General features: G+C 73.1%; 23 protein-coding genes and 2 pseudogenes. 14 read left to right on the forward strand and 11 right to left on the reverse strand.

Annotation, left to right across the window (positions count from 1 at the left end; genetic code table 11):
- The first annotated feature begins 1 nt into the window (after position 1).
- From ACFY32_RS01300 to ACFY32_RS01330, 7 genes are all read left to right on the forward strand, one after another.
- A complete protein-coding gene (locus ACFY32_RS01300) occupies positions 2–919 on the forward strand; it encodes an SCO2523 family variant P-loop protein (RefSeq protein ID WP_359191603.1) in 918 nt (305 codons plus the stop codon).
- Positions 916–1,881, forward strand: coding sequence for an SCO2522 family protein (locus ACFY32_RS01305; RefSeq protein ID WP_390673119.1), 966 nt, complete (start codon positions 916–918; stop codon positions 1,879–1,881). The genes ACFY32_RS01300 and ACFY32_RS01305 overlap by 4 nt, the downstream gene beginning before the upstream one ends.
- Before the next feature lies 1 nt (position 1,882).
- A complete protein-coding gene (locus ACFY32_RS01310; RefSeq protein ID WP_390673120.1) occupies positions 1,883–2,842 on the forward strand; it encodes an SCO2521 family protein in 960 nt (319 codons plus the stop codon).
- A 70-nt stretch (positions 2,843–2,912) separates the two neighbouring features.
- Positions 2,913–4,016: a hypothetical protein gene (locus ACFY32_RS01315; RefSeq protein WP_390673121.1), complete on the forward strand. Its 1,104-nt coding sequence runs from the start codon at positions 2,913–2,915 to the stop codon at positions 4,014–4,016.
- A 212-nt stretch (positions 4,017–4,228) separates the two neighbouring features.
- Entirely contained in the window at positions 4,229–4,447 is a 219-nt protein-coding gene (locus ACFY32_RS01320; protein WP_390673122.1) for a hypothetical protein, read from the forward strand.
- Between the two features lie 21 nt (positions 4,448–4,468).
- The gene (recO, locus tag ACFY32_RS01325; RefSeq protein ID WP_359191592.1) at positions 4,469–5,215 is read left to right on the forward strand and encodes a DNA repair protein RecO; all 747 of its coding nucleotides are present in this window, start codon (positions 4,469–4,471) and stop codon (positions 5,213–5,215) included.
- Positions 5,216–5,227: 12 nt separating this feature from the next.
- Positions 5,228–6,043, forward strand: coding sequence for an isoprenyl transferase (locus tag ACFY32_RS01330; protein ID WP_359191589.1), 816 nt, complete (start codon positions 5,228–5,230; stop codon positions 6,041–6,043).
- Positions 6,044–6,202: 159 nt separating this feature from the next.
- Here ACFY32_RS01330 and ACFY32_RS01335 read toward each other — a convergent pair whose 3' ends face one another.
- From ACFY32_RS01335 to ACFY32_RS01350, 4 genes are read right to left on the reverse strand one after another with little or no spacing between them, the layout of a single operon-like run.
- Complete coding sequence (locus ACFY32_RS01335; protein ID WP_390673123.1) at positions 6,203–6,613, reverse strand: Fur family transcriptional regulator; 411 nt, start codon at positions 6,611–6,613, stop codon at positions 6,203–6,205.
- Positions 6,614–6,672: 59 nt separating this feature from the next.
- Positions 6,673–7,575: a metal ABC transporter permease gene (locus tag ACFY32_RS01340; RefSeq protein ID WP_359191583.1), complete on the reverse strand. Its 903-nt coding sequence runs from the start codon at positions 7,573–7,575 to the stop codon at positions 6,673–6,675.
- The gene (locus tag ACFY32_RS01345; protein ID WP_390673124.1) at positions 7,575–8,384 is read right to left on the reverse strand and encodes a metal ABC transporter ATP-binding protein; all 810 of its coding nucleotides are present in this window, start codon (positions 8,382–8,384) and stop codon (positions 7,575–7,577) included. The genes ACFY32_RS01340 and ACFY32_RS01345 overlap by 1 nt, the downstream gene beginning before the upstream one ends.
- A 17-nt stretch (positions 8,385–8,401) precedes the next feature.
- Positions 8,402–9,346, reverse strand: coding sequence for a metal ABC transporter solute-binding protein, Zn/Mn family (locus ACFY32_RS01350; protein ID WP_390673125.1), 945 nt, complete (start codon positions 9,344–9,346; stop codon positions 8,402–8,404).
- Between the two features lie 139 nt (positions 9,347–9,485).
- Here ACFY32_RS01350 and ACFY32_RS01355 point away from each other — a divergent pair, with 139 nt between their 5' ends.
- Positions 9,486–10,868: a glycine--tRNA ligase gene (locus ACFY32_RS01355; RefSeq protein ID WP_359191574.1), complete on the forward strand. Its 1,383-nt coding sequence runs from the start codon at positions 9,486–9,488 to the stop codon at positions 10,866–10,868.
- Positions 10,869–10,945: 77 nt separating this feature from the next.
- Here ACFY32_RS01355 and ACFY32_RS01360 read toward each other — a convergent pair whose 3' ends face one another.
- Positions 10,946–11,665, reverse strand: coding sequence for a helix-turn-helix domain-containing protein (locus tag ACFY32_RS01360; protein WP_359191571.1), 720 nt, complete (start codon positions 11,663–11,665; stop codon positions 10,946–10,948).
- A 222-nt stretch (positions 11,666–11,887) separates the two neighbouring features.
- Between ACFY32_RS01360 and ACFY32_RS01365 the strand changes: the two genes are divergently transcribed.
- Both ACFY32_RS01365 and ACFY32_RS01370 read left to right on the forward strand, forming a co-directional pair.
- Positions 11,888–12,556 (forward strand): DUF4097 family beta strand repeat-containing protein, encoded by a 669-nt coding sequence (locus ACFY32_RS01365; RefSeq protein ID WP_390673126.1) that lies wholly within the window; start codon positions 11,888–11,890, stop codon positions 12,554–12,556.
- 8 nt (positions 12,557–12,564) lie between these two features.
- Positions 12,565–12,702, forward strand: a pseudogene (locus ACFY32_RS01370) (XRE family transcriptional regulator); the annotation flags it as partial.
- A 465-nt stretch (positions 12,703–13,167) separates the two neighbouring features.
- Here the strand turns inward: ACFY32_RS01370 and ACFY32_RS01375 are convergent.
- The 4 genes from ACFY32_RS01375 to ACFY32_RS01390 form a co-directional block, all read right to left on the reverse strand.
- Positions 13,168–13,533: a hypothetical protein gene (locus tag ACFY32_RS01375; RefSeq protein ID WP_390673127.1), complete on the reverse strand. Its 366-nt coding sequence runs from the start codon at positions 13,531–13,533 to the stop codon at positions 13,168–13,170.
- Positions 13,534–13,613: 80 nt separating this feature from the next.
- On the reverse strand, positions 13,614–14,453 hold the full coding sequence (locus tag ACFY32_RS01380; protein WP_390673128.1) for a helix-turn-helix domain-containing protein: 840 nt from the start codon (positions 14,451–14,453) through the stop codon (positions 13,614–13,616).
- A complete protein-coding gene (locus tag ACFY32_RS01385) occupies positions 14,450–14,968 on the reverse strand; it encodes a DUF6879 family protein (RefSeq protein ID WP_390673129.1) in 519 nt (172 codons plus the stop codon). The genes ACFY32_RS01380 and ACFY32_RS01385 overlap by 4 nt, the downstream gene beginning before the upstream one ends.
- Positions 14,952–15,164 (reverse strand): hypothetical protein, encoded by a 213-nt coding sequence (locus ACFY32_RS01390; RefSeq protein ID WP_282687199.1) that lies wholly within the window; start codon positions 15,162–15,164, stop codon positions 14,952–14,954. The genes ACFY32_RS01385 and ACFY32_RS01390 overlap by 17 nt, the downstream gene beginning before the upstream one ends.
- A 398-nt stretch (positions 15,165–15,562) precedes the next feature.
- Here ACFY32_RS01390 and ACFY32_RS01395 point away from each other — a divergent pair.
- From ACFY32_RS01395 to ACFY32_RS01405, 3 genes and pseudogenes are all read left to right on the forward strand, one after another.
- A pseudogene (locus ACFY32_RS01395) lies at positions 15,563–15,995 on the forward strand (XRE family transcriptional regulator); the annotation flags it as partial.
- Between the two features lie 74 nt (positions 15,996–16,069).
- Complete coding sequence (locus tag ACFY32_RS01400; protein ID WP_390673130.1) at positions 16,070–16,957, forward strand: hypothetical protein; 888 nt, start codon at positions 16,070–16,072, stop codon at positions 16,955–16,957.
- Between the two features lie 9 nt (positions 16,958–16,966).
- The gene (locus ACFY32_RS01405) at positions 16,967–21,307 is read left to right on the forward strand and encodes an HAD-IC family P-type ATPase (RefSeq protein WP_390673131.1); all 4,341 of its coding nucleotides are present in this window, start codon (positions 16,967–16,969) and stop codon (positions 21,305–21,307) included.
- Between the two features lie 79 nt (positions 21,308–21,386).
- Here ACFY32_RS01405 and ACFY32_RS01410 read toward each other — a convergent pair whose 3' ends face one another.
- Entirely contained in the window at positions 21,387–22,829 is a 1,443-nt protein-coding gene (locus ACFY32_RS01410) for an MFS transporter (RefSeq protein ID WP_390673132.1), read from the reverse strand.
- A gap of 108 nt (positions 22,830–22,937) precedes the next feature.
- On the opposite strand from ACFY32_RS01410, the gene dusB reads away from it, so the two are divergent.
- Complete coding sequence (gene dusB, locus ACFY32_RS01415) at positions 22,938–24,080, forward strand: tRNA dihydrouridine synthase DusB (RefSeq protein ID WP_359191554.1); 1,143 nt, start codon at positions 22,938–22,940, stop codon at positions 24,078–24,080.
- A 128-nt stretch (positions 24,081–24,208) separates the two neighbouring features.
- On the opposite strand, the gene ACFY32_RS01420 is transcribed toward dusB, so the two are convergent.
- Positions 24,209–26,155, reverse strand: coding sequence for a glycogen debranching N-terminal domain-containing protein (locus ACFY32_RS01420; protein ID WP_359191551.1), 1,947 nt, complete (start codon positions 26,153–26,155; stop codon positions 24,209–24,211).
- Positions 26,156–26,259: the final 104 nt, after the last annotated feature.

Genomic DNA, 26,259 nt, shown 5'->3' on the forward strand with positions numbered 1-26,259 from the left:
CGTGCTGGTCTTCGCCGCCTCCGACAAGGGAGGCACGGGACGCTCGGTGACCAGCGCCAACCTGGCCTACCAGCGCGCGCTCGGCGGTGACCACGTGGCCTACGTCGACTTCGACTTCGGCTCGCCCACCGCCGCCGCCGTCTTCGACGTCCCCGACGCCGTCCGCGGCACCCGGGAGCGGGGCCTGCACTCCTACCTGGAGGGCGAGGTCACCGAACCCGCCGTGATCGACGTCTGGCGCCGGACCGAGAACCCGGTGCTGCGGGCCTGGCCCAACCAGTCGGGCCGGCTGGTGCTCTTCCCCGGGGACGCCGGCGGCGGCGAGTTCGCCACCGACGAGGACGCCCTGGAGCGCTGCGTCGACCTGCTGCTGCGGCTGAACGCCGAGTTCGACCTCACCATGATCGACCTCAGCGCCGGCCGCAGCTACGCCGTCGACATGGTGCTGGCCGCCACCGCCCACCCCCGGATGCGGCACGTCCGCTTCCGCTGGCTGGTCTTCCACCGCTGGACCCGGCAGCACGTGATCGCCGCCTCCGGACTCGTCCACGACGAGCACGGCATCATCGACAGCGGCATCGCCCGCGGCCACGACGAGCACGCCCTGCGCGCCGCCGTCCGGTTCGTCCGGGCCGCCGTGCCCGACCCCGACTCCGCGGTCTGGTCCCGGGTCACGCCCGCCCAGGCGGCCTGGATGCAGTCCACCGACGAGGCACTGCGCCGGCTCGCCGCCGAGTACGCCATCGGCGACAGCGTCGTCCTCGGCGTCGTACCCCTGGAGCCCATCCTGCAGTGGCGGGAGCAGATGATCACCGAGGAGGACGTGCTCGCCACGCAGATCGCCAACAAGGAGACGCTGGAAGCGCTGGAGGAGATCGCCCGGAGACTGACCGACGACACCTACTGGGGGCGGCCATGACCGGAGCCGTGTTCCGCGAGACCGCCGCCGACCCGCGCACCCAGGCCGTCCCGCTGTCCCACCTCTCCCTGGAGATCGGCCACCTCTACCTGGAGGACTTCGAGGCCGGACCCGCCCAGCTCCGGCGGCACTTCGCCCAGGTCCGGCCCTGGGCCGAGGCCGCCCGTGCCACCGCCGCGGCCGGCCCCGGCACCCGGCGCCCCCGGATCAGCACCTGCTTCCTCGTCGACGACTACTTCACCCGCTTCTCCAGCCCCGCCGAACTGGTGCCGATGCTCCTGGACGAGGCCGACCGGGCCGGGCTCGTCATCGACTACCTGGCCCGCGAGTCGGGCTGCGCGGTCACCGGCGGGACACCCGTCGCCGAGGCGGTGGCCGGCCGGATCGTGGAGTCACCGCCGCCCGGCTCCTACGGCCTGCGCCCGCCCGCCGCCGAGACCGGCTGGCTGGCCAACGGCGAACGCAGCCCCGTGGCCCGCGCCCCGCAGGCGATGAAACGGGCCGCCGCCTGGCAGCCGCCGGCCGAGACCGCGGCCCGCCGCCACTCCGTCTTCCTCGACGCCGAACTGTGGAGCGAGCACCCCGACGGACGGCGCCTGTGGTCCTGCCCGTTCCTCGCCGCCGTCTGGCAGTTGGCCCGCCTCGGGCTGCTGCGCGACGCCGGCGAACCCGTCTTCGTCCCCGGGGAGCACACCGCCGACGGCTTCCCCGACGACTGGGACGACCTGCCCGCCCTGCTCCGGCTCAACCCCCGGGCCGACCCGTTCGCCGCCTACCGCACCTGCTCGGTGCTGCCCAGCCGCTTCCTGCCCGTCGAGCACGCCGTCCGGGTGATCCTCGACCAGACCGAGGTCGACCGGGACGCGCTCGGCCAGGTCGCCGAACGCTCCGCCCGGGAGGAAACGGCCGTCCCCGCCCCGGTCGCCGACCGGATCTCCTACGTGTTCTACGCGGGACCCTGACATGCCGCCCGCGCCGAGCGCACCCGCCGCCGCCCTGCTGTGCGGGGAGGTCCGCACCCGCCTGCTGCCCGCCCGGCAGGCCCTCGACATCCGGACCGCCGCCCAGTTCCTCGGCCTGCGCGCCGACGAACGTGTCCTGCTCTCCGAGCGCCCCAACCTCTACGCGCGCTCCCCCGACACCCTCACCGGCGTCGACTGCCCGCTGCCCACCGCGGGCGGCGCCCGGACCCGCGCCGTCGGCACCGTCGCCGCCCGCGCCGCCCTCACCGAGGGACGCGTCCTGCAAGCCTCCGCCCACGTCACCCTCGCCGCCGCCGGACCCGACCGGCGCCGCCCCTGGGGCGAGTACCTGGTCCGGCCCGGCGTGGCCGAACCGGTCGGGAAACTGGCCCCCGACGCGGTCGCCGACGGGGTGCTCGGCGGCGGGCGCCACGGCGACCTCGACCTCGGCGTGATCGCCGACGGGCTGCTCACCCGGCTGCTGCGGCACCCCCTGATCGACCAGTGCCCGCCCCTGCGGTCCCGGCCCACCCGACTGCGCTGGGCGGCCCTGCCCGCCGCCCCGGACGAGGAACCGTCCATCGAGTTCACCCTCGCCGAGGACCAGATGCGCACCGTCCGGCTGCGCGTGCCCGAGGGCACCCCGGCCGGCGACGTCGCCGGGCTCTGCGACGACCTCGCCCTGCACGACTGGCTGCTCAGCACCGTCGTCCGCCTCTTCGACGGCATCCGGCCGGACACCCCCGCCGCCCTCGCGGCGCTGCGCCCCGCCGTCGACCACCTGCTGCACCTGTGGATGCCCCGGGCCCGGGTGACGGGGACCCTGGCACCGCTCTGGGACGGGCTGGAGGACCGCCCCGGCTTCACCCGGCAGTGGTCGGCGCTGGTCCAGCGCATCCGCGACCAGCTCGCCCTGCACGCGATCCCCTCCCCGCACCGGGAGGCCGAGTTGACTCCCTGACCGCCCGCCGCGGCCCCGCGCACGTCCCCGGACCCTCGACCATCGAGCCCATCCCGACGGGGGGAGCGAGATGAGCACGGCACGAACGCCCCAGCCCCAGGAGACAGCCACCACCCACCCACCGGGTCCGCCGGCCGGACCCGCCCGGCGACTGTGGGCCCGCCGCGCCTGGGCCGGCCTGGTCGTCGGCGGCCTCGCCTGGAGCGTCGCCGCGCTGCTCGGCCCCGAGGACGGGCCGCTGCGCCAGTTCCTGACCGCGCTGCTCTGCGCCGCCGCCACGGTCCTCCTCCAGCAGGTCCTCGCCCTCGACCGGCGCCTGGAGGAACAGGCCCGGCGCACCGACCGGGCGCTGACCGAGACCGCCGACAGCGTGCGCGAGAGCCTCACCCGCTACGACGACGAGCTGCGCACCGGCCTCACCCGCTACACCGAGGACCTGCGGCACCTGGTCGAGGAGCGCATCGCCCGCGCCGACCGCGGCGAGGAGCACGCCCAGCTACCGGACCGGCCCGACGCCGACGGCGTACCCGACCTGGCACGCGGCTTCGCCGAGGTGCTCGCCCCCGGACCGGCGATCCTGCGGGCCTTCGTGCGCCGGGAGATGAAACGGGTCGTCGGGCACCTGACGGACCTGACCAACCTCACCGCCGAGTGCCCCGGCGAGAACCACGACTGGATGCTCACCCTCACCCGCGTCGCCGAGCACTCCCTCTGCGCCACCAGCACCTCCGTCGACCGCGAGTTCTGGAACAGCGAGCCCGCCAGCCGCTACCTCCAGGCCCAGCGGGAGGCGATCGAGGAACGCGGCATCCCGGTGCGCCGGCTGTTCGTGCTGCGGAGCGCCGCGGAACTCGACGACCGGCTGCTGCGGCTCTGCGACGAGCAGGAGTCGCTGGACATCGAGGTCCGCGTCGCCGTCCTGCCCGAACTCCCGCCGCACCTCCAGCGCGGCACCACCAACGACTTCATCGTCTACGACGAGGAGGTCACCTTCGAGATCGAGCAGGACCTCCGGGACGTCAACGTCCGCACCCGGCTCAACGCCCGCCAGAACCACGTCCAGGACCGGATGAAGCGGTTCCGGGAACTGTGGGAGGCCGGCATGGGCATCCGCGAGCTGGAGGTCCGCATCGACGACGAGGAGGACGGCACCTGGATGGTCGACCGGGGCTGAGCACTCGAAAACACTCAGGCATTCGAAGCGCGTGCTCGAACCCCCCGGGACGGTCCTCCCCTCGCCCTTTCGCGAACTCCCCCGCGCCGGACGGCCGTTGGCGCCCGCGATCACCGTCCGGGAGTACAGGCGAAACGTCACCTTAGGTAGGCGAACCGGGCGACCGAAGAACAAGAGGGGGAACGCCGAAGAACGAGGAAGAAACGGAGGACATGGTGAGGGAATCCGTCGGTTCGCACGTCGTGGACATGCGCAGCGGGAGGTTCGGCATCGTCATGGGCCACGAGGGGCCGTACCTCCAGTTGCGGCCCTACGGCGGCGGCCGCGAGTGGGACGCCGACCCGGGCGCCGTCCGCCGGGCCACCCCCGCCGAGCGGCTCGGCGCGGCGCGGGCGTACGCGAACGCCCGTGGCCGCGGTGAGGGGTCTTGAGCGTAGGGGACAATGGGTGCCATGAGTCTGTTCCGCGACGACGGCATCGTGCTGCGCACCCAGAAGCTGGGCGAGGCGGACCGGATCATCACCCTGCTCACCCGGGGCCACGGCCGGGTCCGCGCGGTGGCGCGCGGCGTGCGGCGCACCAAGTCCAAGTTCGGCGCGCGGCTGGAGCCCTTCTCCCACGTCGACGTGCAGTTCTTCGCCCGGGGCAGCGAGCTGGTCGGCCGCGGCCTGCCGCTGTGCACGCAGAGCGAGACCATCGCCCCCTACGGCGGCGGCATCGTCACCGACTACGCGCGCTACACCGCCGGGACGGCGATGCTGGAGACCGCCGAGCGGTTCACCGACCACGAGGGCGAGCCGGCCGTGCAGCAGTACCTGCTGCTGGTCGGCGCGCTGCGCACCCTCGCCCGCGGCGAGCACACCCCCGGCCTGGTCCTGGACGCGTTCCTGCTGCGCTCCCTCGCCGTCAACGGGTACGCGCCGACCTTCGGGGACTGCGCGAAGTGCGGGATGCCCGGACCGAACCGGTTCTTCTCGGTCGGATCGGGCGGTTCGGTCTGCGTCGACTGCCGGGTCCCCGGCAGCGTCGTACCCTCATCGCAGGCCCTGGAACTGCTCGGCGCGCTCCTTGCGGGAGACTGGGCCACGGCGGACGCCGCCGAGCCGCGGTACGTCCGCGAGGGCAGCGGGCTGGTCTCCGCCTATCTGCACTGGCATCTGGAGCGGGGACTGCGCTCCCTGCGGTACGTCGAGAAGTAGGAGAACACGAACATGGCCGTACGCGGGTTCCTGGGGCGCCAGCGCCGGGAGTACAGGACGCCCGAGCCGCATCCGTCCGGCGCACGGCCGCCCCGGCTCGGCGAGCTGGTCCCGGAGCACGTGGCGATCGTCATGGACGGCAACGGGCGCTGGGCCAAGCAGCGCGGGCTGCCGCGCACCGAGGGCCACAAGGTCGGCGCCGAGCGGGTCGTGGACGTCCTCCAGGGCGCGATCGAGATCGGTGTGGCGAACATCTCGCTGTACGCGTTCTCCACCGAGAACTGGAAGCGGTCACCGGACGAGGTGCGCTTCCTGATGAACTTCAACCGCGACTTCATCCGCAAGTCCCGCGACACCCTCGACGAGCTGGGCGTGCGGGTGCGCTGGGTGGGCCGGATGCCCCGGCTGTGGAAGTCGGTCGCCAAGGAACTCCAGATCGCCCAGGAGCAGACCAAGGACAACGACCGGCTCACCCTGTACTTCTGCATGAACTACGGCGGCCGGGCCGAGATCGCGGACGCGGCGCAGGCGATCGCCGAGGAGGTGCGGGCCGGGCGGCTCGACCCGTCGAAGGTGACCGAGAAGACGGTCGCGAAGTACCTGTACTACCCGGACATGCCGGACGTGGACCTGTTCCTGCGGCCGAGCGGGGAGCAGCGTACGTCCAACTACCTGCTGTGGCAGAGCGCGTACGCGGAGCTGGTCTTCCAGGACGTGCTGTGGCCGGACTTCGACCGGCGCGACCTGTGGCGGGCCTGCCTGGAGTTCGCCTCCCGCGACCGCCGCTTCGGCGGGGCGATCCCGAACGAGGTCCCGGCCGAGCGGTAGTTCGGCCGCGGGTGCGTCGTGGCTGGTCGCGCAGTTCCCCGCGCCCCTGGGACGCGCGCTTCGCGCGGCGTCCCCCGGGCAGAGCGCGGCGGGGCCGCAGCTTTCGGGGGCGCGGGGAACCGCGCGACCAGCCCCCGCCGGCCCGCGGCCGAAGACTCCTCAGCCCGCCGCGCACTCCGCGCACGTGCCGAAGATCTCCACCGTGTGCGCCACGTTCACGAACCCGTGCTCCGCGGCGATGGCCTCCGCCCACTTCTCCACGGCCGGGCCCTCGACCTCGACCGCCTTGCCGCAGGAGCGGCAGACCAGGTGATGGTGGTGGTCGCCGCTGGAGCAGCGGCGGTAGACCGACTCGCCCTCGTCGGTGCGCAGCACGTCGACCTCGCCGGCGTCGGCGAGGGACTGGAGGGTCCGGTACACCGTGGTGAGCCCGACCGAGTCGCCCTTGTGCTTGAGCATGTCGTGCAGTTCCTGCGCGCTGCGGAACTCCTCGACCTCTTCCAGGGCGGCCGCCACGGCAGCGCGCTGCCGGGTGGCACGGCCCTTCACGGACGGTCCAGCGGTGGTCACCGGTTGCCTCCTCAGGTCTGCCTTGCCCGGCTCATTGTGCCAGTCCGGGCCGTTCCCGGTCAGACGCCGGCCTCGTCGCCGGACGTCCGCCCGGCCGGAATCCTGCACTCCAGGGGGTCCGTCCCGGCCCGTGCCCCGGCGGCCGCCCGTGCGCGGCGCCGGGCCAGCGGGGTGGCCAGCGCGGTCAGCACGACGAACGCCCCGATGGTCAGCAGCACGATCGTCGCGCCGGGCGGCACGTCCTGGTAGTACGAGGTGACGGTGCCGCCGGTGGTCACGGCGACGCCGATGGCCACGGCGATCGCGAAGGTCGCGGCGAAGCTGCGGCTGAGCTGCTGGGCGGCGGCCACCGGGACCACCATCAGCGCGGACACCAGCAGCAGTCCGACGACCCGCATGGCGACGGTGACGGTGACGGCGGCGGTGACGGCGGTGAGCAGGTTCAGCGCGCGCACCGGCAGTCCGGTGACCCGCGCGAACTCCTCGTCCTGGCTGACCGCGAACAACTGGCGGCGCAGCCCCAGAGTGATCAGCACCACGAACGCGGCGAGCAGGCAGATCGCGGTCACGTCCGACTCGGACACCGTCGACAGCGATCCGAAGAGGTACGAGGTGAGGTTGGCGTTGGAGCCGCTCGGCGCGAGGTTGATGAACATCACGCCGCCGGCCATGCCGCCGTAGAAGAGCATGGCGAGGGCGATGTCGCCGCGGGTCCTGCCGTACCAGCGGATCAGCTCCATCAGGACGGCGCCGAGGACGGAGACGGCGGTGGCCATCCACACCGGGGACCAGGAGAGCAGGAAGCCGAGGCCGACGCCGGTCATCGCCACGTGGCCGATGCCGTCGCCCATCAGGGCCTGGCGGCGCTGTACGAGGTAGATGCCGACGGCCGGCGCGGTGATGCCGACCAGGACGGCGGCGAGCAGCGCCCGCTGCATGAAGGCGTAGTTCAGGAAGTCCATCAGCTCAGCAGTCCGGTGCGGATCGGCCCGGCCCCGGCCGGGGCGTGCGGGTGTACGTGGTCGTGGCCGGGATGGGGGCACCCCCTGCACGAACGCAGTTGAGTGCTTGGGGGAGCGTGCTGGCCGACCGCCTCCGGGGGCGGGCCGTCGTGCGCGACGCAGCCGTCGCGCAGCACCACCGCCCGGTCGATCAGCGGCTCCAGGGGGCCCAGTTCGTGCAGGACGAGCAGGACCGTGGTGCCCGCGGCGACCTGCTCGCGCAGGGTGCCGGCGAGGACTTCCTGGCTGGCCAGGTCGACGCCCGCCATCGGCTCGTCCATGATCAGCAGTTCGGGTGCGGCGGCGAGCGCGCGGGCGATCAGGACGCGCTGGTGCTGGCCGCCGGAGAGGGCGTCGACCGAGTCCTTGGCGCGGTCCGCCATGCCGACCAGGTCGAGGGCGGCGCGTACGGCGGCGCGGTCGGCCTTGCGGAAGAGGCCGAACCGGGTCCGGGAGAGCCGGCCCGAGGAGACGACCTCGGTCACCGTCGCGGGCACGCCGCCGGCGGCGGTGGTGCGCTGCGGCACGTATCCCACCCGCGACCAGTCGCGGAACCGGCGGCGCGGGCCGCCGAACAGCTCGACCTCCCCGGCGCTGACCGGGACCTGGCCGATGACGGTGCGCACGGCCGTCGACTTGCCGGAGCCGTTCGCGCCGAGCAGCGCGACGACCTCGCCGCGGCGCACGGTGAGGTCGATGCCGCGCAGGACGGGGCGTGAGCCCAGCTCGGCGCGGACGCCGCGCAGGGATATGACGGGCTCGTCGCTCACGAGGTCCTCCGTGGTGTTCATTCGGCGCCGAGGGCGGCTTCCAGCGCCTTGAGGTTGGCTTCCATGACGCCGAAGTAGTCGTCGCCCTCGGACTTGCCGGTGATGCCCTCCAGCGGGTCCAGGACGTCGGTCTTCAGGCCCGCGTCATCGGCGAGGGTCTTCGCGGTCCTGTCGGACACCAGTGTCTCGTAGAAGACGGTGGTGACGCCGTCGGCCTCGGCCTCGGTCTGGAGTTCCTTGATCCGGGCGGGGCTGGGCTCGCTCTCCGGGTCGAGGCCGTTGATGGCCTCCTGGGTGAGGCCGTAGCGCTCGGCGAGGTAGCCGAAGGCGGCGTGGTTGGTGAAGAAGACCTTGGTGGCGGTGTTCTCCAGGCCCTTCTGGTACGCGGTGTTCAGCTCGGCGAGCCTGCCGGTCAGCGCCTCGGCGTTCTCGCGGTAGTCGGCGGCGTGGTCGGGGTCGGCCTTCTCGAACGCCTTGGCGACGCCCTCGGCGACCTCGGCGTACTTCACCGGGTCCAGCCAGATGTGCGGGTCGCGGGCGTGTTCCTCCTCCTCGCCGCCGCCGTGGTCGTGGCCGTCGTCGCCGTGCTCCTCCAGGGTGGTCAGCGAGGCCGCGTCGATCTTCGTCCGCACGCCGGACTGGCCGACGGCCTCGTCGACGGCGGGCTGGAGGCTCTTGAGGTAGAGCACCGCGTCGGCCTCGCCCAGCTCGGCGGTCTGCTTGGTGCTCAGCTCCAGGTCGTGGGGTTCCTGGCCGGGTTCGGTGAGGGTGGTGACGTTCACATGGTCGCCACCGATCCGCTCGGCGAGGAACTGCATCGGGTAGAACGACGCGACGACGTCGAACTTGTCCGTATTGCCCGCCGCCGCATCGTCGCCGGAGCAGGCGGTCAGGGTCCCGAGGCCGAGCGCGGCGACCGCGGTGACGGCTATGCCGGATATCTGTCGTCGTCGTACGTTCATGACACTCATTTTCAACAAATCTGGAAACGGTTGTCAACAAGGGGCCGATTTGGTCGAGGGGCCTCACACGCCGGTAACCTGAGGCATTCGCTGGAAGCAATCTCGCTTCGTCGCCCGTCGTCGTAATGAAGAGAGCACCGTGGCCGCCGACAAGATCGACACCATCGTCAGCCTGAGCAAGCGCCGTGGCTTCGTATTCCCGTGCAGTGAGATCTACGGCGGCCAGCGCGCCGCCTGGGACTACGGTCCGCTGGGTGTCGAGCTCAAGGAGAACCTCAAGCGCCAGTGGTGGCGCTACATGGTGACGTCGCGCGAGGACGTGGTCGGTCTCGACTCGTCCGTCATCCTGGCCCCCGAGGTCTGGGTCGCCTCCGGTCACGTCGCCACCTTCACCGACCCGCTCACCGAGTGCACCTCCTGCCACAAGCGGTTCCGCGCGGACCACCTGGAGGAGGCGTACGAGGAGAAGAAGGGCCGCGCCCCGGAGAACGGCCTGGCCGACATCAACTGCCCCAACTGCGGCAACAAGGGCCAGTTCACCGAGCCCAAGCAGTTCTCCGGTCTGCTCTCCACCCACCTCGGCCCGACCCAGGACTCCGGTTCGGTGGCCTATCTGCGTCCCGAGACCGCCCAGGGCATCTTCACCAACTTCGCCCAGGTGCAGACCACTTCGCGCCGCAAGCCGCCGTTCGGCATCGCCCAGATGGGCAAGTCCTTCCGCAACGAGATCACGCCCGGCAACTTCATCTTCCGCACCCGCGAGTTCGAGCAGATGGAGATGGAGTTCTTCGTCAAGCCGGGCGAGGACGAGAAGTGGCAGGAGTACTGGATGGAGCAGCGCTGGAACTGGTACACCGGCCTGGGCCTGCGTGAAGAGAACATGCGGTGGTACGAGCACCCCAAGGAGAAGCTCTCCCACTACTCCAAGCGCACCGCCGACATCGAGTACCGCTTCCAGTTCGGCGGCAGCGAGTGGGGCGAGCTGGAGGGCGTCGCCAACCGCACCGACTACGACCTCAGCTCCCACTCCAAGGCGTCCGGCCAGGATCTGGCCTACTACGACCAGGAGGCCGGCGAGCGCTGGACGCCGTACGTCATCGAGCCCGCGGCCGGTGTGGGCCGCGCGATGCTGGCGTTCCTGCTGGACGCCTACGTCGAGGACGAGGCGCCCAACGCCAAGGGCAAGATGGAGAAGCGCACGGTGCTGCGCCTGGACCACCGCCTGGCCCCGGTGAAGGTCGCCGTCCTGCCGCTGTCCCGCAACCCGGAGCTGTCCCCGAAGGCCAAGGGCCTGGCGCAGTCGCTGCGGCAGAACTGGAACATCGAGTTCGACGACGCGGGCGCCATCGGCCGCCGCTACCGCCGCCAGGACGAGATCGGCACCCCGTACTGCGTCACCGTCGACTTCGACACCCTCGAGGACAACGCCGTGACGGTCCGCGAGCGTGACTCGATGAAGCAGGAGCGGGTGTCGCTGGACCAGATCGAGGGTTACCTCGCCTCCCGTCTGATCGGCGCGTAACACCGCGCTTCGCACCCGGCGGCCCCCGCCGCCCGGCCCTCCGTGGCCGGGCGGCGGGGGCCGCCGTGCGTGGCCGCTCAGGCGTCCGGCGTGGAGCGGAGGATGTCGCGGGCCTGTTCGGCGGCCCGGAGGGTGGTCTCGGAGACGAAGTCGACGTAGCGGGCGATGTTCTCCAGGCGGGTGGCGGCCGGGGTGCCGCGGCCGAGGACGTCGACGCCCTGCCGTGAGGTCTCCATGACCCGGGCGAGCGCCTTGGAACTGGCGATCGTCGCCTGGTACCAGACGTCGTCGTCCACGATGTACCGCTCGCGGCGGCGTTCGTCGCGTTCCCGGCGGACGAGCCCCTGGCCCGCCAGGAACGTGATCGCCTTGGAGATGGACGCCGGGCTCACCTGGAGGCGCCGGACCAGTTCGGACGCGGTGAGGCTGCCGGAGTCGGTGGTGTAGAGGCAGACCAGCACCCGGGCCATCATCTTGGGCAGGCCCGACTGCATGAAGACGGTGGTGAGCGTCTCCTCGTAGGCGCGTACGGCCTCGGGGTCGCGTCCGTGGGCCGGCGGGGGCGCCTGCCGCCCGGCCCGGGGCGCGGTCCGTCCGCGCCGCCGGGCGCGCTGCTCGGCGGCGCGGTGGGCGAGGTCGGCGCGGTAGCCGGTGGGGCCGCCGTTGCGCATGACCTCGCGGGTGACGGTGGAGGTGGGGCGGTCCAGGCGCCGGGCGATCTCCGCGTAGGCAAGGCCGTCGGCCAGTCCCAGCGCGATCCGCTGGCGTTCCTGCTGGGTGAGTCTGCCTCCCGGCATCGCGGTCTCCTTGCGTGAGCGTACTGCCGCGAGGGTAGCGTTCACCTCTGGCTCATTGCAATGAAGGGCGGGAGATTCGTTGCGTTCTGCTCTGCTCCGTTGCAACGAAATACCCGCTGTGGACTGGTAGTTCAGTGCGTGGGTGCAATGAAGTCGTTGCCGAGGTAGTGAAAGCAACGTAGCGTTTCCCTCATCGGAAACGACGAGTCCAAGGAGTGCACCATGCCGCAGTTCGACACCCCCGCCCCCGTCTCGGCCGTCCTCGACATCCCCGCCGGGCGGGTCCGGTTCATCGCCGCCGACCGGGCCGACACCACGGTCGAGGTGCTGCCCGCCGACCCCGCCAAGGGCCGCGACGTGAAGGCGGCGGAGCGGACCGAGGTCGGGTACGCCGACGGCGTGCTGCGCGTCGAGGTCCCCGAGGCGGGCAGCCGCGTCCTCGGCCCGTCCGGCGCCGTCGAGGTGACCGTCCAGTTGCCCGCCGGGTCCCGCGTCGAGGCCAAGGCCGCCGACGCCGAACTCCGGGGCGTGGGACGGCTCGGTGACGTCGCCTTCGAGGGCGCCCGGGGCTCGGTCAAGCTCGACGAGACCGTGAACGCCCGCCTCACCCTCCAGGCCGGCGACATCACGGTCGGCAGGCTGGGCGGCTCCGCCGAGATCGCCACCCAGCAGGGCGACCTGAAGGTCACCGAGGCCGTGCGCGGCACCGTCACGCTGCGCACCGAGTCCGGGAACATCACGATCGGCGCCGCCCACGGGGTCTCCGCCACCCTGGACGCCGGCACCGGACACGGCCGGATCGACAACGCGCTGAAGAACGCCGACGGCGCCGCCGCCCTCACCGTCCACGCCACCACCGCCGTGGGCGACATCACCGCCCGCAGCCTGTGAGGGACGCCCGCGCGGTGCGCGAGCGCATCAGCCCCGAGCAGGTCGGGCTGCCGCGCGGCCGGCGGCGCCGCACCCCCGGGCTGCGCCGCGAGGAGGTCGCCCAGCTCTCCGCCGTCGGCGTCACCTGGTACACCTGGCCCGAAAGGTACACCCCTTGGGATACGTGCCGGGTGGCGTGCGCCTGAGCAGCGAAGAGCCCCGCCGCACACCACGGGGGTGATGCACGACGGGGCCGTTGGCTACGCCCTCACCGCGTGAGCGGCATCCCAGTCAAGGGGCGGACTGGGGCGAAGAGCCTGCGCACGTCAGCGCAGACGGGACACGTCCTGTCCCTGCCCAAGGCTGATCCCAGTCGGGAGCGTCGCCGTTCCGGCTTGCTGAGCTGTCCGACTCGTCGTCGCTCAGCCTGCCGGAGTCCCAGGCGGGTGAAAGCCTCGCGGGAGAAGCCATCCATTCAACGCCGCCGCCTTCCGGCCAGACGAACGCCACAGTTCGCTTCTTCCGCTCGTTCGGGAGTTCCGCCGGGTCTTCCCAATCTTTGATCACATCGCGCAGGAGGCCGACCCGTCCGGAGCCGTCGGTCACCTTCTGACCCACATGGGTCTTCGTGATCATCCGAACGCCTCAGCGGGCAGCTCCGGGCCTTCGTCGCCGTCGTCCTGGTCGTCCTCGGTGCCGCCGACCCCCAGACGGTCACCACGGCTCTCAGCGACCCGCAAGGCGTCACCCAAGCACTCAACCAACTGCCGTGCCAGGTAACGCATTTCGGGCTCGGTGGCGCGAGGGTTCGACAGGAGTTCGTGCGCGTGGGAAAGCACCTTCGTCCCGATGCTGAGCTGCGCGGCTTCCATGTCATCCGCAAGACGGCTGAGCACGCCCCCGGCATCGTCACTCTGAAGTAGGCATTCCTTGCCGTCCTGCGTCTTCCACGGCAATACGCGAATCACGTTGCGCGTGCCGTTCTCCTGCTTGCCCACGTCTTTCCCTCCGCCCTCTCCGTGTTGCATTCAAGGTAGAGGAGGGTTTGACGGTGTCTCTGAATAATTCCTGTTGTCGCCTAAAGATCTTGCAAGAGAGACTGCACCCGCGTGGCTAGATAGTCGCGGGCATCATCTCCGTAGATCGCAAATCCCGCATACATGTCGAAGACTTCTCTATATTGAGCTACGTCGCGACCATCTTGAAAAACGATCCTACCCGTAAAGGTCTCGGCGGTCGCTAGACGGTCGTCATAGATCGTGAAGGTATTCAACGGTCCGCGCGGAATGGTGACCTCGCCCGGAATCACACCGATCTCGATGTTGGGAAGCCGGGACAGTGCTGCAAGTCGATCGAGTTGGACCGCCATCCCCGAAGCTGGAATAACGGGCCACCTAACCGCCTGTTCAGTAAGTAGAAAGGTGAATCTCTTTGAGCTGTCGTACAGGACGGCTTGGCGTTCGAGCTTACGGGAAACGGTCTTGGACTTGTCTCCTGGAGAATGGGTGAGGCTTGCCCTCACGTACTCAGGCGTAGCCAAAAGGCCGGTCAGTATGGACGGCAGAAAGTAGCGCATTTCCGTTGACTCGGATTCCAGCGCCGCTAGCTCTGCTTGCCGCTTCTCAAGGCCCCTGCGCCAAGAGGAACGCTTGTCCTGCCACTCAGTGTTGGCCATCCTGGCCAGGGCCATGACCTCACTGACTAGCTCCGGCGGAGCCTCCACGGCCCGCAATATGCGTTCGACGTCTACGAGAGAAGCCGTGGTCTTGCCCGTCTCGATCTTGCTGATTTTCGACTGACTCATTGCGCAACGCTTGGCGAGCCGGTCCCCAGTGAGACCGGCCCGCTTTCGCAAGTCGCGTAGAGTTTCAGCTAGATCGGCCTTCGACCGGCCCAACTGTTCTGGCTCAAGTGTCACCTGTGTTCTTTCACGTAATCAGCGAACGGGACTGCTGCGGCAAGAGCCGTGCGCTTCCAGGCGCGAAACTGTTCCGCATCGCCTTCGTGAATTTGACGACCGATCTGCGTTCCGTCCGTCCGAAAGTTCAGATGCACAATGGTGGACTCATCGAATATCCACCAATCTTGCCCGGTGACGGGAAGGCCGTAGTCGTCGTGCGTGACATCCAGGATTCGAATGTCTTCACCTGCCGCGATGTTGCCGGGAATTCCCCATGCGAACTGGTATCGCTGATAGTCCGTCAGCGGCTGGCGGACGACGCGCACGCGCCCGATCTTCTTGCCCGCCTCGCGATACTCCCTGACGCGCGTATGCCACTTCGCATTGTGGTCAGCGGGCTTCTCTTCGCCTCGCAAAAAACGAGCCACATTCTGAGTCTCGCGCGGCATGGTATAGGTCGGTTGAGCTTCGAAGCGCCATGCGTCGTATTGGAAGGCGTCGAATACCTTCCGCCACTCACCATCCGAGAGCACGCACAGCCTCCCTGAGAATGTGCTCAGGAATCTCTACGAGTCCTTCGCCGTCTGGCACCTTGAAGCCCCCGTAAGCATCTCCCTGGACCACGAACGTGCCGTGCTCTGTGGCGTACACGTTGGGGCAGTCGTCGTCATCACAGTTCGGTCCGTTGACCGTTCCCGTGAGACGGGTAAGACGCTCTCTGCCCGCCATCGTGGGCCCCCTTCCAGCCGGGCGCTTCCCGACCCCTGGGGACGACGCTAGGCAGGTCGCGGAGAGGTGTCTATGACGGAACGCGACTATTCGTGTCTTGGAATAAACGATCATCGATCCGCGTGTTGCCCCACCAACGACGGAAGCCCCCGACGACCACCCAGCGCGGGCAGCCATCGGGGGCGGGGCAGAAGTGGCGGGCAGATCATGCAGGCGAAGAGGTCCGTGGGCAGTGGGGCACGTCCCAGCTCCGCAGCGAAGAGACCTGCGAACGGCACCCACAGAGGATAGGTTGACGGGTCGGTCGCGTCGCCGAACCGGCAAGCCAGCGAAGCTAGTTCGGGGCTCACAGGGTGCTGAAGGGTCACGTAGTGTGCTCCGCGTCGTAGTCGTCCACCCGCGCCCTGCTGCTCGACCCCACCGAGCGCGCCCACCTCTTCCGGCTCGCGGGCGCCGTCGACCCGGCCCCGACGGCCGACTGCCCCGCCGTCACCCCGGCGCTGCGCACCCTGCTGGAGCAGATCGAGCCGTACCCCGCCTGCCTCCAGAACCACCATGGCCGGTCATCTCGCCGAGCCCGCCTGGAAGGCGCTGCTGAAGCGGCTCGACGACCAGTCGCCCGAGTTCCGCGAGGCATGGGAGCGGCACGAGGTGGTCGCCCACCGGGGCAAGCGCAAGGAGTTCCTCAACCGGCACGTCGGACGCCTGGTCTTCGACCACACCGACCTGTGGCTCGGCCCCGACCCCGGGCCCCGGATGGTGACGTACGTGCCGGCCGACGAGACCACCCGGGAGCGGGTCGCCAGACTGCACGCGATCGCCCGGGGGTGACCTCCCGAGGTGCGGAGACCCGGGGCATGACCGATGGTGAGGTTCCCACCTGACAACGGTCGTGGAGGACGGTCATGGCTGAGCAGAAGCCGGCGCGGACGCTCCCGCAGCCCCTGCACGCCGCCGCGTCGGCGCTGAGCAGGGTGCCGGGCGCCCGGACGGTCGGCGGCGTGGTCGGCGGCACGCTGGACCGGATCGGGGCGGTGTCCCCGCGCGGCCGGCGGCTGGCGGTCTACACGGGGGCGGGGGTGGCGGGCCTCGCGGGGATCGTGGAGTGGCCGGTGGCCCTCACGGGGGCGGCGGTGGCTTGGCTCACCCAGGCCAGGGGGGAGCCGGAGTCCGGGGCCGAGTCCGAGCCCGGGGGCGAGTCCGAGCCCGGGGCCGAGTCCCCGTCCGGGTCCGAGGGGGCCTCCAAGGCGGAGGTGGTACGTCCGGAGGGGGGTACGGCGGGTACGAGGAGCGCGGCGCGGGAAACCAGCGGCGGCAACGGCAACGGCAACGGCAACGGCACGGACACTGGCACCGGCAACGACACCGACCCCCGCGCCAGGACCGCCGGCTCCGCCCCCCGCAGGAGCACGCCCGCGAAGACGTCCCCCGCGAGGACGCCGAAGACGCCCCCCGCCGGGACGCCGAAGACGGCCTCTGCGAAGAAGACGTCTCCCGCCGGTACGACGGCGAAGTCCGCCCCCGCGAAGCCCACCGCCCGCACCTCCGCCGCGAAGCCCGCCCCCGCCCGGACCCCCGCCGCGAAGAAGACCGCTTCCCGGGCCACCCCGTCCAGGGCGACGGCCTCCCGGGCCATGCCCGCGAAGACCGCCGCCGCCCCGAAGGCCGGGGTCACCAAGGCCGGGGCCGCCAAGACCGGTGCCGTGAAGCCGACGGCGACGGCGGCCCGCAAGGCGGCGGCCAAGAAGACCCCCGCGCGGAAGACGCCGCCGCGCGGCGGCGAGGCGGGCTGAGGCCGGGCCATGGCGGTCGGACTCCTGACCCGGACCTCCGGCGGCGTCGCCGGTCTCGTCCTCGCCGGGCCCAGGCTGCTGGCGCGCGGTACCGCGCCCGCCGTCGGGGCGGCGGCCGGCGCCGCCGCGGGCACCGCGCGGGCCGGCGTACGGACCGCGGACTTCGCGGCGCGGGCGGCCAGGGTCGCCCGCGCCGCGCTGCCGGGCGGCACCGGCGACTGGCGGGCCGGTCCCCGCGCCCACCTCGCGCTGCGCCCGGCCGGGACGGCCGGGGCCGGCCGGGCGGTCGGCGTGGAGCGCGCGGCCCGCCGGGTCGCCGCCGCGCTCGCCGGACACCCCGACGTGGCGCTCGCCTACTGGGACGCCGGGCTCTCCCGGCTGGTGGTGGCCGCCACCGAGGAGGCGCTCACCGACCGCGTCGTGGACCGGGCGGCCGGACTCGCCGAGCGGCACGGACTGACCCGCGCGCCCGCCCCGGACGCCGGGGCCGAGGAACTGTCCCACCCCGGAGACCCGGCCTCGGTGCGGGTCGCCGCGCTCGCGCTGGGCGCCGACGTCCTGGGCGTCGCCGCCGGGCTGGCCGCCGCCGCGCTGCGCCTGCCGCCCACGCCCCGCCTGGTCACCGCCGTCGCCACGCTGCTCAGGGAGAACCCGGCCTTCCGGTCCTGGCTGCGCGGGCGCCTCGGCGGCGCCCGGATGGACGTGGCGCTGGCCGCCGTCAACGCGGCCGTGCACGGCGCCGGGCAGAGCCCGGCCTCGCTGGTCCTCGACGGGGTGCTGCGCGCCTGTCAGTTGGGGGAGGCGGTGGCCCGCGCGGCCACCTTCGAGGTCGTGCACGACCGGTTGTGCGCTCCGGCGCGCGGCAGTCTGCCCGCCGATGCCGCGCCCCGCCCGCCGCTGCGCACCTCCCCGGCCCAGGAGTACGCCGCGCACGCCTCCACCGGCAGCGTCGCGGGCGCGGTGGCGGCCCTGCTGGTCAAGCACGACGTGTCCGAGGCGGCCGAGGCGGTGCTCGCGGGCTCCCCGAAGGCCGCCCGGTACGGGCCCGCCGCCTTCCACGCCGTACTGAGCGGCGCGCTGTCCCGCGCCGGGGTGCTGGTACGGGACCCCGAGCGGCTGCGGCAGTTGGAGATGGCCGGCACGGTCGTGCTGCACCCCAGCGCGCTGCGCTCGCCCGGCGCGGGCGCCGACCCGTGGACCGAGGACGTGCTGGACGCGGCCCGCCGCGCCGGGCTGCGCGTGGTGATGGTCGAGGACCCGGCGCTGGCCGACTTCACCGGCCTCGCGGACCAGGTGATCGGCGGGGACCGCCCCCTGCGCGAGGTGGTCGGCGAACTACGCGCCGACGGCGGCGTGATCACCGTCGTACGGCCGTGCGCGGGGGACGGCGGTGAACTGCTGGCCGGGCTGCTCGGCGGCGACGTGGCGGTGGCGCTCGCCGACGGGGAGTGCCCGGTGGCGTGGGGCGCGGACGTGCTCGCCCCGCACGGCCTGGCCGATGTGTGGAAGCTGCTGCGGGCGGTGCCCGCGGCCCGCGGGGTCGGGCGCCGTTCGCAGGTGCTGGCCCGGTCGGGTGCCGCGCTGTCCGGGCTGCTGGTGGCCGTCGGGGAGGCCCGCGGGGGCACCCGGTCCCCCCTCGTGCCGGGGCTGCGGCACGCCCCGGTCGACGCGAGCGCGCTGGCCGCCCTGGTGTCGGGCGCGCGGGCCGCGCTCGGCGTCGCGGCGGCCCGCGCCCCGCGTCCCCGGCCCCGGGTGGCCTGGCACGGACTGGACCCGGACGGCGTACGGGCGAAGCTGGCGGAGCAGCGGGAGCCGGAGCCGTCGGCGGCCGAGCGGTTCACCGCCGGGGTCCGCGCGGCGGCGCGCAAGGCGTCCCGCACGCCCGCGCTCGCGCCGGTCGCGTGGACGTGGCAGTTGGCCGGGGCCGTACGCAACGAGCTGGACGATCCGCTCACCCCGGTCCTCGCCGTCGGGTCGGCCGCCGAGGCGATCCTCGGGTCGGTGATGGACGCCCTGCTGGTCGTCGGCGCCCTCGATCTGAACGCCCTGGTCGGCGGGTTGCAGCGGCTGCGGGCCGAGCGGGCGCTGGCCGGGCTGCTGGCCCAGCAGAAGCAGAAGGCCCGGGTCACCGAGGCCGGTGCGCCGCGGTCCCCGGACGCGGCCGGCCGGCCCCGGGTCGTGGACGCCTCCAGGCTGCGCCCCGGCGATGTCATCGCGCTGAACACCGACGACGTGGTGCCCGCCGACGCCCGGCTGCTCTGGGAGGACGGCCTGGAGGTCGACGAGTCCGCGCTGACCGGCGAGTCGCTGCCGGTGGACAAGGGCGTGGAGGCCACCCCCGGCGCCCCCGTGGCCGAACGGCACTGCATGGTCTTCGAGGGCACCACCGTGGTCGCCGGCCGGGCCCACGCCGTCGTGGTGGACACCGGGGAGCGCACCGAGGCGTCCCGCGCGGTGTCGCTGGCCGCGCGGACCCCGTCGGCCGCCGGTGTGCAGGCCCGCCTCAAGGAACTCACCGGCAAGGCCCTGCCGCTGACCCTGGCGGGCGGCGCCGCGGTGACCGGTCTGTCGCTGCTGCGCGGCACCCCGATCCGGCAGGCCGTCAGCGGCGGGGTGTCGGTGGCGGTGGCCGCCGTGCCGGAGGGGCTGCCGCTGGTGGCGACGGTCGCCCAGTTGGCGGCGGCCCGGCGGCTCGGCCGGCGCGGCGTCCTGGTCCGCACCCCGCGCACGCTGGAGGCGCTGGGCCGCATGGACACCATCTGCTTCGACAAGACCGGCACCCTCACCGAGAACCGGCTCCGCCTGGTCAAGGCCGCCGACGCCGACGGGCGGGTGCACCGCGCGGACGCGCCCGGGGCCGCCGAGGCGGTACGCGTCGCGGCCCGCGCCTGCCCCCGGCTCGACGGCGACGGCACCCGGCCCACCCACGCCACCGACGAGGCGGTCCTCGCCGCGGCCGGGGACGACCCGGAGTGGGCGCAGACGGAGGGGCTGCCGTTCGAGACCTCGCGCGGTTACGCCGCCGCCGTCGGCCGGGCCGGAAACGGCACCCCGGTCCTGGTGGTCAAGGGCGCCCCGGAGACCGTGCTGCCCGCCTGCCCCGGCCTGCCCGGCCGCGCCTCCGACACCGCCCACGACCTGGCCGGCGCCGGGCTGCGCGTCCTCGCCGTCGCCCACCGCCCGCTGACCGGCGGCGAGGACCCGGCCGAGCTGCTCGACCGCCCCCTGGACCGGCTCGGCCTGCGCTTCACCGGGCTGCTCGGCCTGTCCGACGTGGCCCGCGAGACCTCCCCGGCGCTGGTGCGGGGGCTGCGCGCGGCGGGCGTACGGCCGGTGGTGCTGACCGGCGACCATCCGCAGACCGCCCGCGCCATCGCCGCCGAGCTGGGCTGGCCCGAGGACGCCGCCGTGGTCACCGGCGACGAACTCGCCGCCGCCGACCGGCGGGGCCGCTCCCGGATGCTGCGCGACGCCGACGTGGTCGCCCGGGTGGCGCCGGAGCAGAAACTCCAGGTCGTGGAGTCGCTGCGGGACGCGGGCCGGGTCGTCGGCATGGTCGGCGACGGCGCCAACGACGCCGCCGCGATCCGCGCCGCCGACATCGGCGTCGGCATCAACGCCCGCGGCTCGGCCGCCGCCCGCAACGCCGCCGACCTCGTCGTCACCGGCGAGGACCTGCTGGTGCTGGTGGAGGCGGTGCGCGAGGGCCGCGCCCTGTGGCACAGCGTCGCCGACGCCATCGCCATCCTCATCGGCGGCAACGCCGGCGAGGTCGGCTTCGGCCTCCTGGGCACCGTCCTCGGCGGCTCGGCGCCGCTGTCGACCCGGCAGATGCTGCTGGTCAACCTGTTCACGGACCTGTTCCCGGCGATGGCCGTGGCGGTCACCCCGACCGGCGACGCCGAACAGGCGGAACGCGACGCGACCGCGCCGCTGGGCACGGCCGTCCTGGGCGAGCCCCTCATCCGGCAGATCCGGCACCGGGCCCTGACCACGGCGCTGGGCGCGACGGTGGCCTGGCTGTTCGGCCGGTTCACCCCCGGCACCCGGCGCCGGTCCACGACGATGGCGCTCTGCGCGGTGGTCGGCACCCAACTGGCCCAGACCCTCGCCGACCGGCGCGGCAGCCGCCTCGTCCAGGCCACCTCACTGGGCTCCGCCGCCGCGCTGGTCGCCCTCGTGCAGACCCCCGGCGCCAGCCGGCTCTTCGGCTGCACCCCGCTCGGCCCGCTGGCCTGGCTGGGCGTGGCCCTGGCGATCACGGCGGCACTCGCGGGCCAGCGGGCGCTGCCGAGGGTGGAGGAGGCGGTGGCGAAGGCATGGCCCAGGCCGGCGGAGCCCGCCGGCTGAGCAGGCGCCGGCTCGGGCCGGCGCGGTCCTCCGGGCGCCCCTCGTGCGCGTACCGCCTCGACACTCCGCGAGGGGGTGATCAGGCCCCCGCCCGCGCCCCCTCCGGCTCGGCCGTCTCAAGGCGCCCGGCCGCCCGCTGCGCCGTACCGCGGGCCCAGCGTCCCGTGGTCAGCGCGCCGAGGAGCAGCACCGCCAGCCCGCACGCGGCGAGAACCCACCAGCCGGGGCGGGCCGCCGGGACGAAGGTGTCCCGGTACGCGGACGCGCCGACCCCCGCGGCCAGGACCGCGCCGATCACCGCGACGCCGAGGGTCTGGCCCAACTGGCGGCTGGTGGAGGCGACGGCGGCGGCCACCCCGGCCTGGGCGCGGGGCATCCCGGAGACGGCGGTGTTGGTGATGGGCGCGTTGACGAAGCCGAAGCCGACGCCGAACAGGACGTACCCGAGGAACAGCGTGGCGTCGGAGGTCTCCGCCTCGAACGCGGCGAACAGCACCCCGCTGGCCGTCATCGCGGCGCCCGCGACCAGCAGCGGCAGCTTCGGCCCCCGACTGCCCACCAGCCGCCCGGACAGCGGCGCGCACAGGAAGGTCGGGACGGCCATCGGCAGCATCCACAGGCCCGCGTGCAGCGCGCTCAGCCCGCGCACGTTCTGCAGGTACAGCGTGGACAGGAACAGGAACCCGCCGAGCGACGCGAACGCGCAGACCGCGATGACGGTCGCCCCGCTGAACGGCGCCGACCGGAAGAACCGCAGATCGATGAGGGGTTCGGCGCGGCGCGGCTCATAGGCGAGCAGCCCCGCCAGCGCCCCGGCGGCGATCACCGCGTACGGCAGCACCGCCCCCGGGCCCGCGTCCGGCGCCTCGATGATCGCGTACGTCAGGCTGCCGAACAGGGCGATCACCAGCACCTGGCCCAGCGGATCGGGGCGCCGCGCCCTGGGCGCCCGGGACTCGGGCACGTACCGCAGGGTGAGCAGCAGCGCGGCCAGGCCCACCGGCAGGTTGACCCAGAAGATCGAGCGCCAGCCGACCGTCTCCACGAGCACGCCGCCGACCAGCGGCCCGGCGGCCATGGAGATGCCGACGACCGCGCCCCACACCCCGATCGCGCGGGCCCGCTCACGCGGGTCGGTGAAGGTGTTGGTGATGATCGACATGGCGACCGGGTTGAGCATCGAACCGCCCACCGCCTGCACCATCCGGAACACCACCAGCGAGGACAGGTCCGGCGCCAGCGAGCAGAGCACCGAGCCGGCGGTGAACAGCACCAGACCGGTCATGAAGACCCGTTTGCGGCCGATCCGGTCGGCCGTCGAGCCCGCCAGCATCAGCAGCGAGGCGAGGACGAGGGTGTAGGCGTCGATCGTCCACTGGAGACCGGAGGTGGTGGCGTCCAGGTCCCGCTGCATCGAGGGCAGGGCGACATTGAGGATCGTGTTGTCGATGCTCACGATCAGCAGGCTCATGCAGCAGATCGCGAGCACGAGCAGGCGTCGGCGACGGGGCGGCTCGGGCATGGCCTCCATCGTACGCCCACTTCAATAGTGCGGCTAACTAATGACCCCTACACACTGATCCGCGCGGGCGGGTGCCGGGCACCGCCCCGGGTGCGGGACAATGGAGCAATGCCCACGCCGTCCACGCCCCTGTCGATCGGTCCGCACACCGTTCAGCCGCCCGTCGTCCTCGCCCCCATGGCCGGGATCACCAACGCTCCCTTCCGCACCCTGTGCCGGGAGTTCAGCGGCGGCAAGGGCCTGTTCGTCAGCGAGATGATCACGACCCGGGCGCTGGTCGAGCGCAACGAGAAGACCATGCAGCTCATCCACTTCGACGCCACCGAGCGCCCCCGCTCGATCCAGTTGTACGGCGTCGACCCGGTGACCGTCGGCAAGGCCGTCCGCATGATCGTGGACGAGGACCTGGCCGACCACATCGACCTCAACTTCGGCTGCCCGGTCCCCAAGGTCACCCGCAAGGGCGGCGGCTCCGCCCTGCCCTACAAGCGGAACCTGCTCCGCGCCATCCTGCGCGAGGCCGTCACCGGCGCCGGCGACCTGCCGGTCACCATCAAGATGCGCAAGGGCATCGACGACGACCACCTCACCTACCTCGACGCCGGCCGCATCGCGGTCGAGGAGGGCGTGACGGCCGTCGCCCTGCACGGCCGCACCACCGCCCAGCACTACGGCGGCACCGCCGACTGGGACGCCATCGCCCGCCTCAAGGAGCACGTCCCGGAGATCCCGGTGCTCGGCAACGGCGACATCTGGTCGGCCGAGGACGCGCTGCGGATGGTCCGCGAGACCGGCTGCGACGGCGTGGTCGTGGGCCGCGGCTGCCTGGGCCGGCCGTGGCTGTTCGCGGACCTGGTCGCCGCCTTCGAGGGCCGTACGGAAGACCTCGCCCGGCCCGCCCTGCGCGAGGTCGCCGACGTGATGGTCCGGCACGCCACGCTGCTCGGCGAGTGGATCGGCGACGAGGCCCGCGGCGTGATCGACTTCCGCAAGCACGTCGCCTGGTACCTCAAGGGCTTCGCGGTCGGCTCCGAGATGCGCAGGCGCCTGGCCGTCACCTCCTCGCTGGCGCAACTGCGGGCCGGCCTGGACGAGCTGGACCTCGACCAGCCCTGGCCGGCCGGCGCCGACGGCCCCCGCGGCCGCACCTCCGGCAACAACCGCGTGGTGCTGCCCGACGGCTGGCTCAAGGACCCCTACGACTGCGCGGGCGTCGGCGAGGACGCGGAGCTGGACACCTCCGGCGGCTGACCCGGCACGGCCCCGTCGGCCCGGCCGGGGGCACGGCCCCGACGGACCGGCCGGGACCGCACGGCCCCGGCCAGGTCCGGCGGCGGCGACGCGGCGGACGCGGCCGGGCACGGCCGGCCGAGCCTCGCTCACGCACCTCCCACCGCGGTCAGCAGGGCGAGCGGCACCCCGGCGGACCGGGACTCCCGCACACACGCGTACGGATAGGGCACCGGCTCCGGATGCCCCTCCCGCCCGTACCCCGCGAGCACCTCCGGCAGCCGGTGCCCGGCCGCCGTCGCCGCGTCCACCAGCCCGTGCGCCACCGTCCGCGCCTCGTCGTGCAGCCCGTAGCGCGCGAGCCCCAGCGCGATCAGCGCGTTGTCGTGCGGCCACACCGACCCCCGGTGGTACGACAGCGGGTGGTACGCGGGCTGCCCGGCCGCCAGCGTCCGCACGCCCCACCCGGAGAAGAAGTCCGGTTCGAGCAGCCGCCGTCCGACCAGTTCGCCGTACTCCTTGTCCAGCAGCCCCGACCAGAGCAGGTGCCCGGCGTCGGAGGCCAGCGCGTCCACCCGCCGCCCGTCGCCGTCCAGGGCGAGGGCGGGGAAGGAGTGCTCCGGCATCCAGAAGTCCCGCTGGAAACGGTCGCGCAGATCACCGGCCGCCTGCTCCAGCAACTGCGCGTAGGTCTCGTCCGCCCACACCGTGCGGGCCAGCCAGGCCGTGCGGCGCAGCGCGTCGTACGCGTAGCCCTGGGCGCCGGCCGCCGTCACCGCGCCGCTGGGCCGGGTGCCGTCGGCGGAGCAGATCGCGCCGGGGGAGTCCTTCCAGTTCTGGTTGGCGAGGCCGCCCCGGTCGGCGCGGTAGACGAGGTAGCCGCGCGAGGTCAGCCCGCCGTGGTCCAGCATCCAGGTGACGGCCGCCCGCGCGGAGGCTTCCAGGCGCCGGGCGGTCGCCGTGTCGCCGGTGTGTTCGACGTACGCCCCGAGCAGCACCAGGTAGAGGGGGGTGGCGTCGACCGAGCCGTAGTACCGCCGGTAGGGGACCTGGCCGAAGTGGGCGAGTTCGCCGTGGCGCACCTCGTGCACGATCTTGCCGGGCTGGGCGACCGCCGCCGCGCCGGGCGCGGTGTGGGCGGGCGCCTGGGTGGCGGCGAGCGCGGCGAGGGTGTGGGCGGCCGGACGGGACCGGTAGGGCAGGACGAAGAGGGAGGTCAGCAGGGCGTCCCGGCCGAGCAGGGTGAGGAACCAGGGCGCTCCGCCGGCCGGGACGCGCAGGTCCTCGCCGTCGGGGCCGGTCGCCGGGATGTGCAGCGCGGCGAGGTCGGCCAGGCCCCGCGCGCAGGCGGCGGCCAGCTCCGGCCAGCCGGTGGGGAAGGTGATCCCCTCGGCGAAGGCGTCCTCCTCGGCGATGAGCCGGGCGCTGACGGCGGCGGGCGAGCGGGGCACCCGCACCGCCCGCTGCTGCCCGTGCGGCCGGGCCACCACCCGCAGTACGACCTGGGCCGTGCCGTGCGGTTCGAGGTCGAGGGCCCACACCAGGCGGCGGGCGCCGGTCCCGGTCTCCTCCACGGCGTCGGGCACCGGCTCGGCGGACACCGTCGTCACCGAGTGCCACTCGCCGCGCCGGTAGCCGAACTCCACGCCGTAGGGCAGCACCTGGCGGGTGCGCACGGCGCCGGGCTTGGCGTAGGTGCGGTGGTCGGCGCGCAGCTCGAACTGGTCGGCGAAGTCGGCGTCGGCGGTGACCGCGAGCCGGACCGTCACCGGCGCCGGCCGGTTGCCGGTGACCCGTAACGTCTCGATCAGCACCCCGTCGGTGACGGCCTGTTCACGGAAGACGGTGTACGCCGGCGGCTCGTCGCGGCCGCCGCGCGGCACCAGTACGCAGCGGGCGGTGTCGCCGCTCGCGACGGGGGTGAGGGTCTCCGGCACGGCGCCGTCGACGGTGAGCTGCCACCGGCTCAGATGCCGGGCGTCCCGCACGAACAGCCCGTCCGGGGGCCCGCCGCCGCGTACCCCGCTGATGTCCCCCCGGTCTCCCACGGCGGCGAACGTCTCGCCGCGTACGAGCAGATGATGCCGGTCCGTCATGCCCGGCCCCCTCCCTGGTCACCGCTGTCCGGCGGTAGAGGCTGTGCTGAGGCTGTGCGACAGGTGGTGCGACAGATGGTGCGACAGGTGGTGCGACAGGTGGT

Origin of the sequence: Streptomyces sp. NPDC000134 (genome assembly GCF_042899225.1) — a bacterium.
Taxonomy (GTDB): Bacteria; Actinomycetota; Actinomycetes; order Streptomycetales; family Streptomycetaceae; genus Streptomyces.

Excerpts from the sequence above, each read along its gene's own strand:
- ACFY32_RS01305 (WP_390673119.1), top strand. The coding sequence starts at position 916 with ATGACCGGAGCCGTGTTCCGCGAGACCGCCGCCGACCCGCGCACCCAG.
- ACFY32_RS01310 (WP_390673120.1), top strand. The coding sequence starts at position 1,883 with ATGCCGCCCGCGCCGAGCGCACCCGCCGCCGCCCTGCTGTGCGGGGAG.
- ACFY32_RS01315 (WP_390673121.1), top strand. The coding sequence starts at position 2,913 with ATGAGCACGGCACGAACGCCCCAGCCCCAGGAGACAGCCACCACCCAC.
- ACFY32_RS01320 (WP_390673122.1), top strand. The coding sequence starts at position 4,229 with ATGGTGAGGGAATCCGTCGGTTCGCACGTCGTGGACATGCGCAGCGGG.
- recO (WP_359191592.1), top strand. The coding sequence starts at position 4,469 with ATGAGTCTGTTCCGCGACGACGGCATCGTGCTGCGCACCCAGAAGCTG.
- ACFY32_RS01330 (WP_359191589.1), top strand. The coding sequence starts at position 5,228 with ATGGCCGTACGCGGGTTCCTGGGGCGCCAGCGCCGGGAGTACAGGACG.
- ACFY32_RS01340 (WP_359191583.1), bottom strand. The coding sequence starts at position 7,575 with ATGGACTTCCTGAACTACGCCTTCATGCAGCGGGCGCTGCTCGCCGCC.
- ACFY32_RS01350 (WP_390673125.1), bottom strand. The coding sequence starts at position 9,346 with ATGAACGTACGACGACGACAGATATCCGGCATAGCCGTCACCGCGGTC.
- ACFY32_RS01360 (WP_359191571.1), bottom strand. The coding sequence starts at position 11,665 with ATGCCGGGAGGCAGACTCACCCAGCAGGAACGCCAGCGGATCGCGCTG.
- ACFY32_RS01365 (WP_390673126.1), top strand. The coding sequence starts at position 11,888 with ATGCCGCAGTTCGACACCCCCGCCCCCGTCTCGGCCGTCCTCGACATC.
- ACFY32_RS01390 (WP_282687199.1), bottom strand. The coding sequence starts at position 15,164 with ATGGCGGGCAGAGAGCGTCTTACCCGTCTCACGGGAACGGTCAACGGA.
- ACFY32_RS01400 (WP_390673130.1), top strand. The coding sequence starts at position 16,070 with ATGGCTGAGCAGAAGCCGGCGCGGACGCTCCCGCAGCCCCTGCACGCC.
- ACFY32_RS01405 (WP_390673131.1), top strand. The coding sequence starts at position 16,967 with ATGGCGGTCGGACTCCTGACCCGGACCTCCGGCGGCGTCGCCGGTCTC.
- ACFY32_RS01410 (WP_390673132.1), bottom strand. The coding sequence starts at position 22,829 with ATGCCCGAGCCGCCCCGTCGCCGACGCCTGCTCGTGCTCGCGATCTGC.
- dusB (WP_359191554.1), top strand. The coding sequence starts at position 22,938 with ATGCCCACGCCGTCCACGCCCCTGTCGATCGGTCCGCACACCGTTCAG.
- ACFY32_RS01420 (WP_359191551.1), bottom strand. The coding sequence starts at position 26,155 with ATGACGGACCGGCATCATCTGCTCGTACGCGGCGAGACGTTCGCCGCC.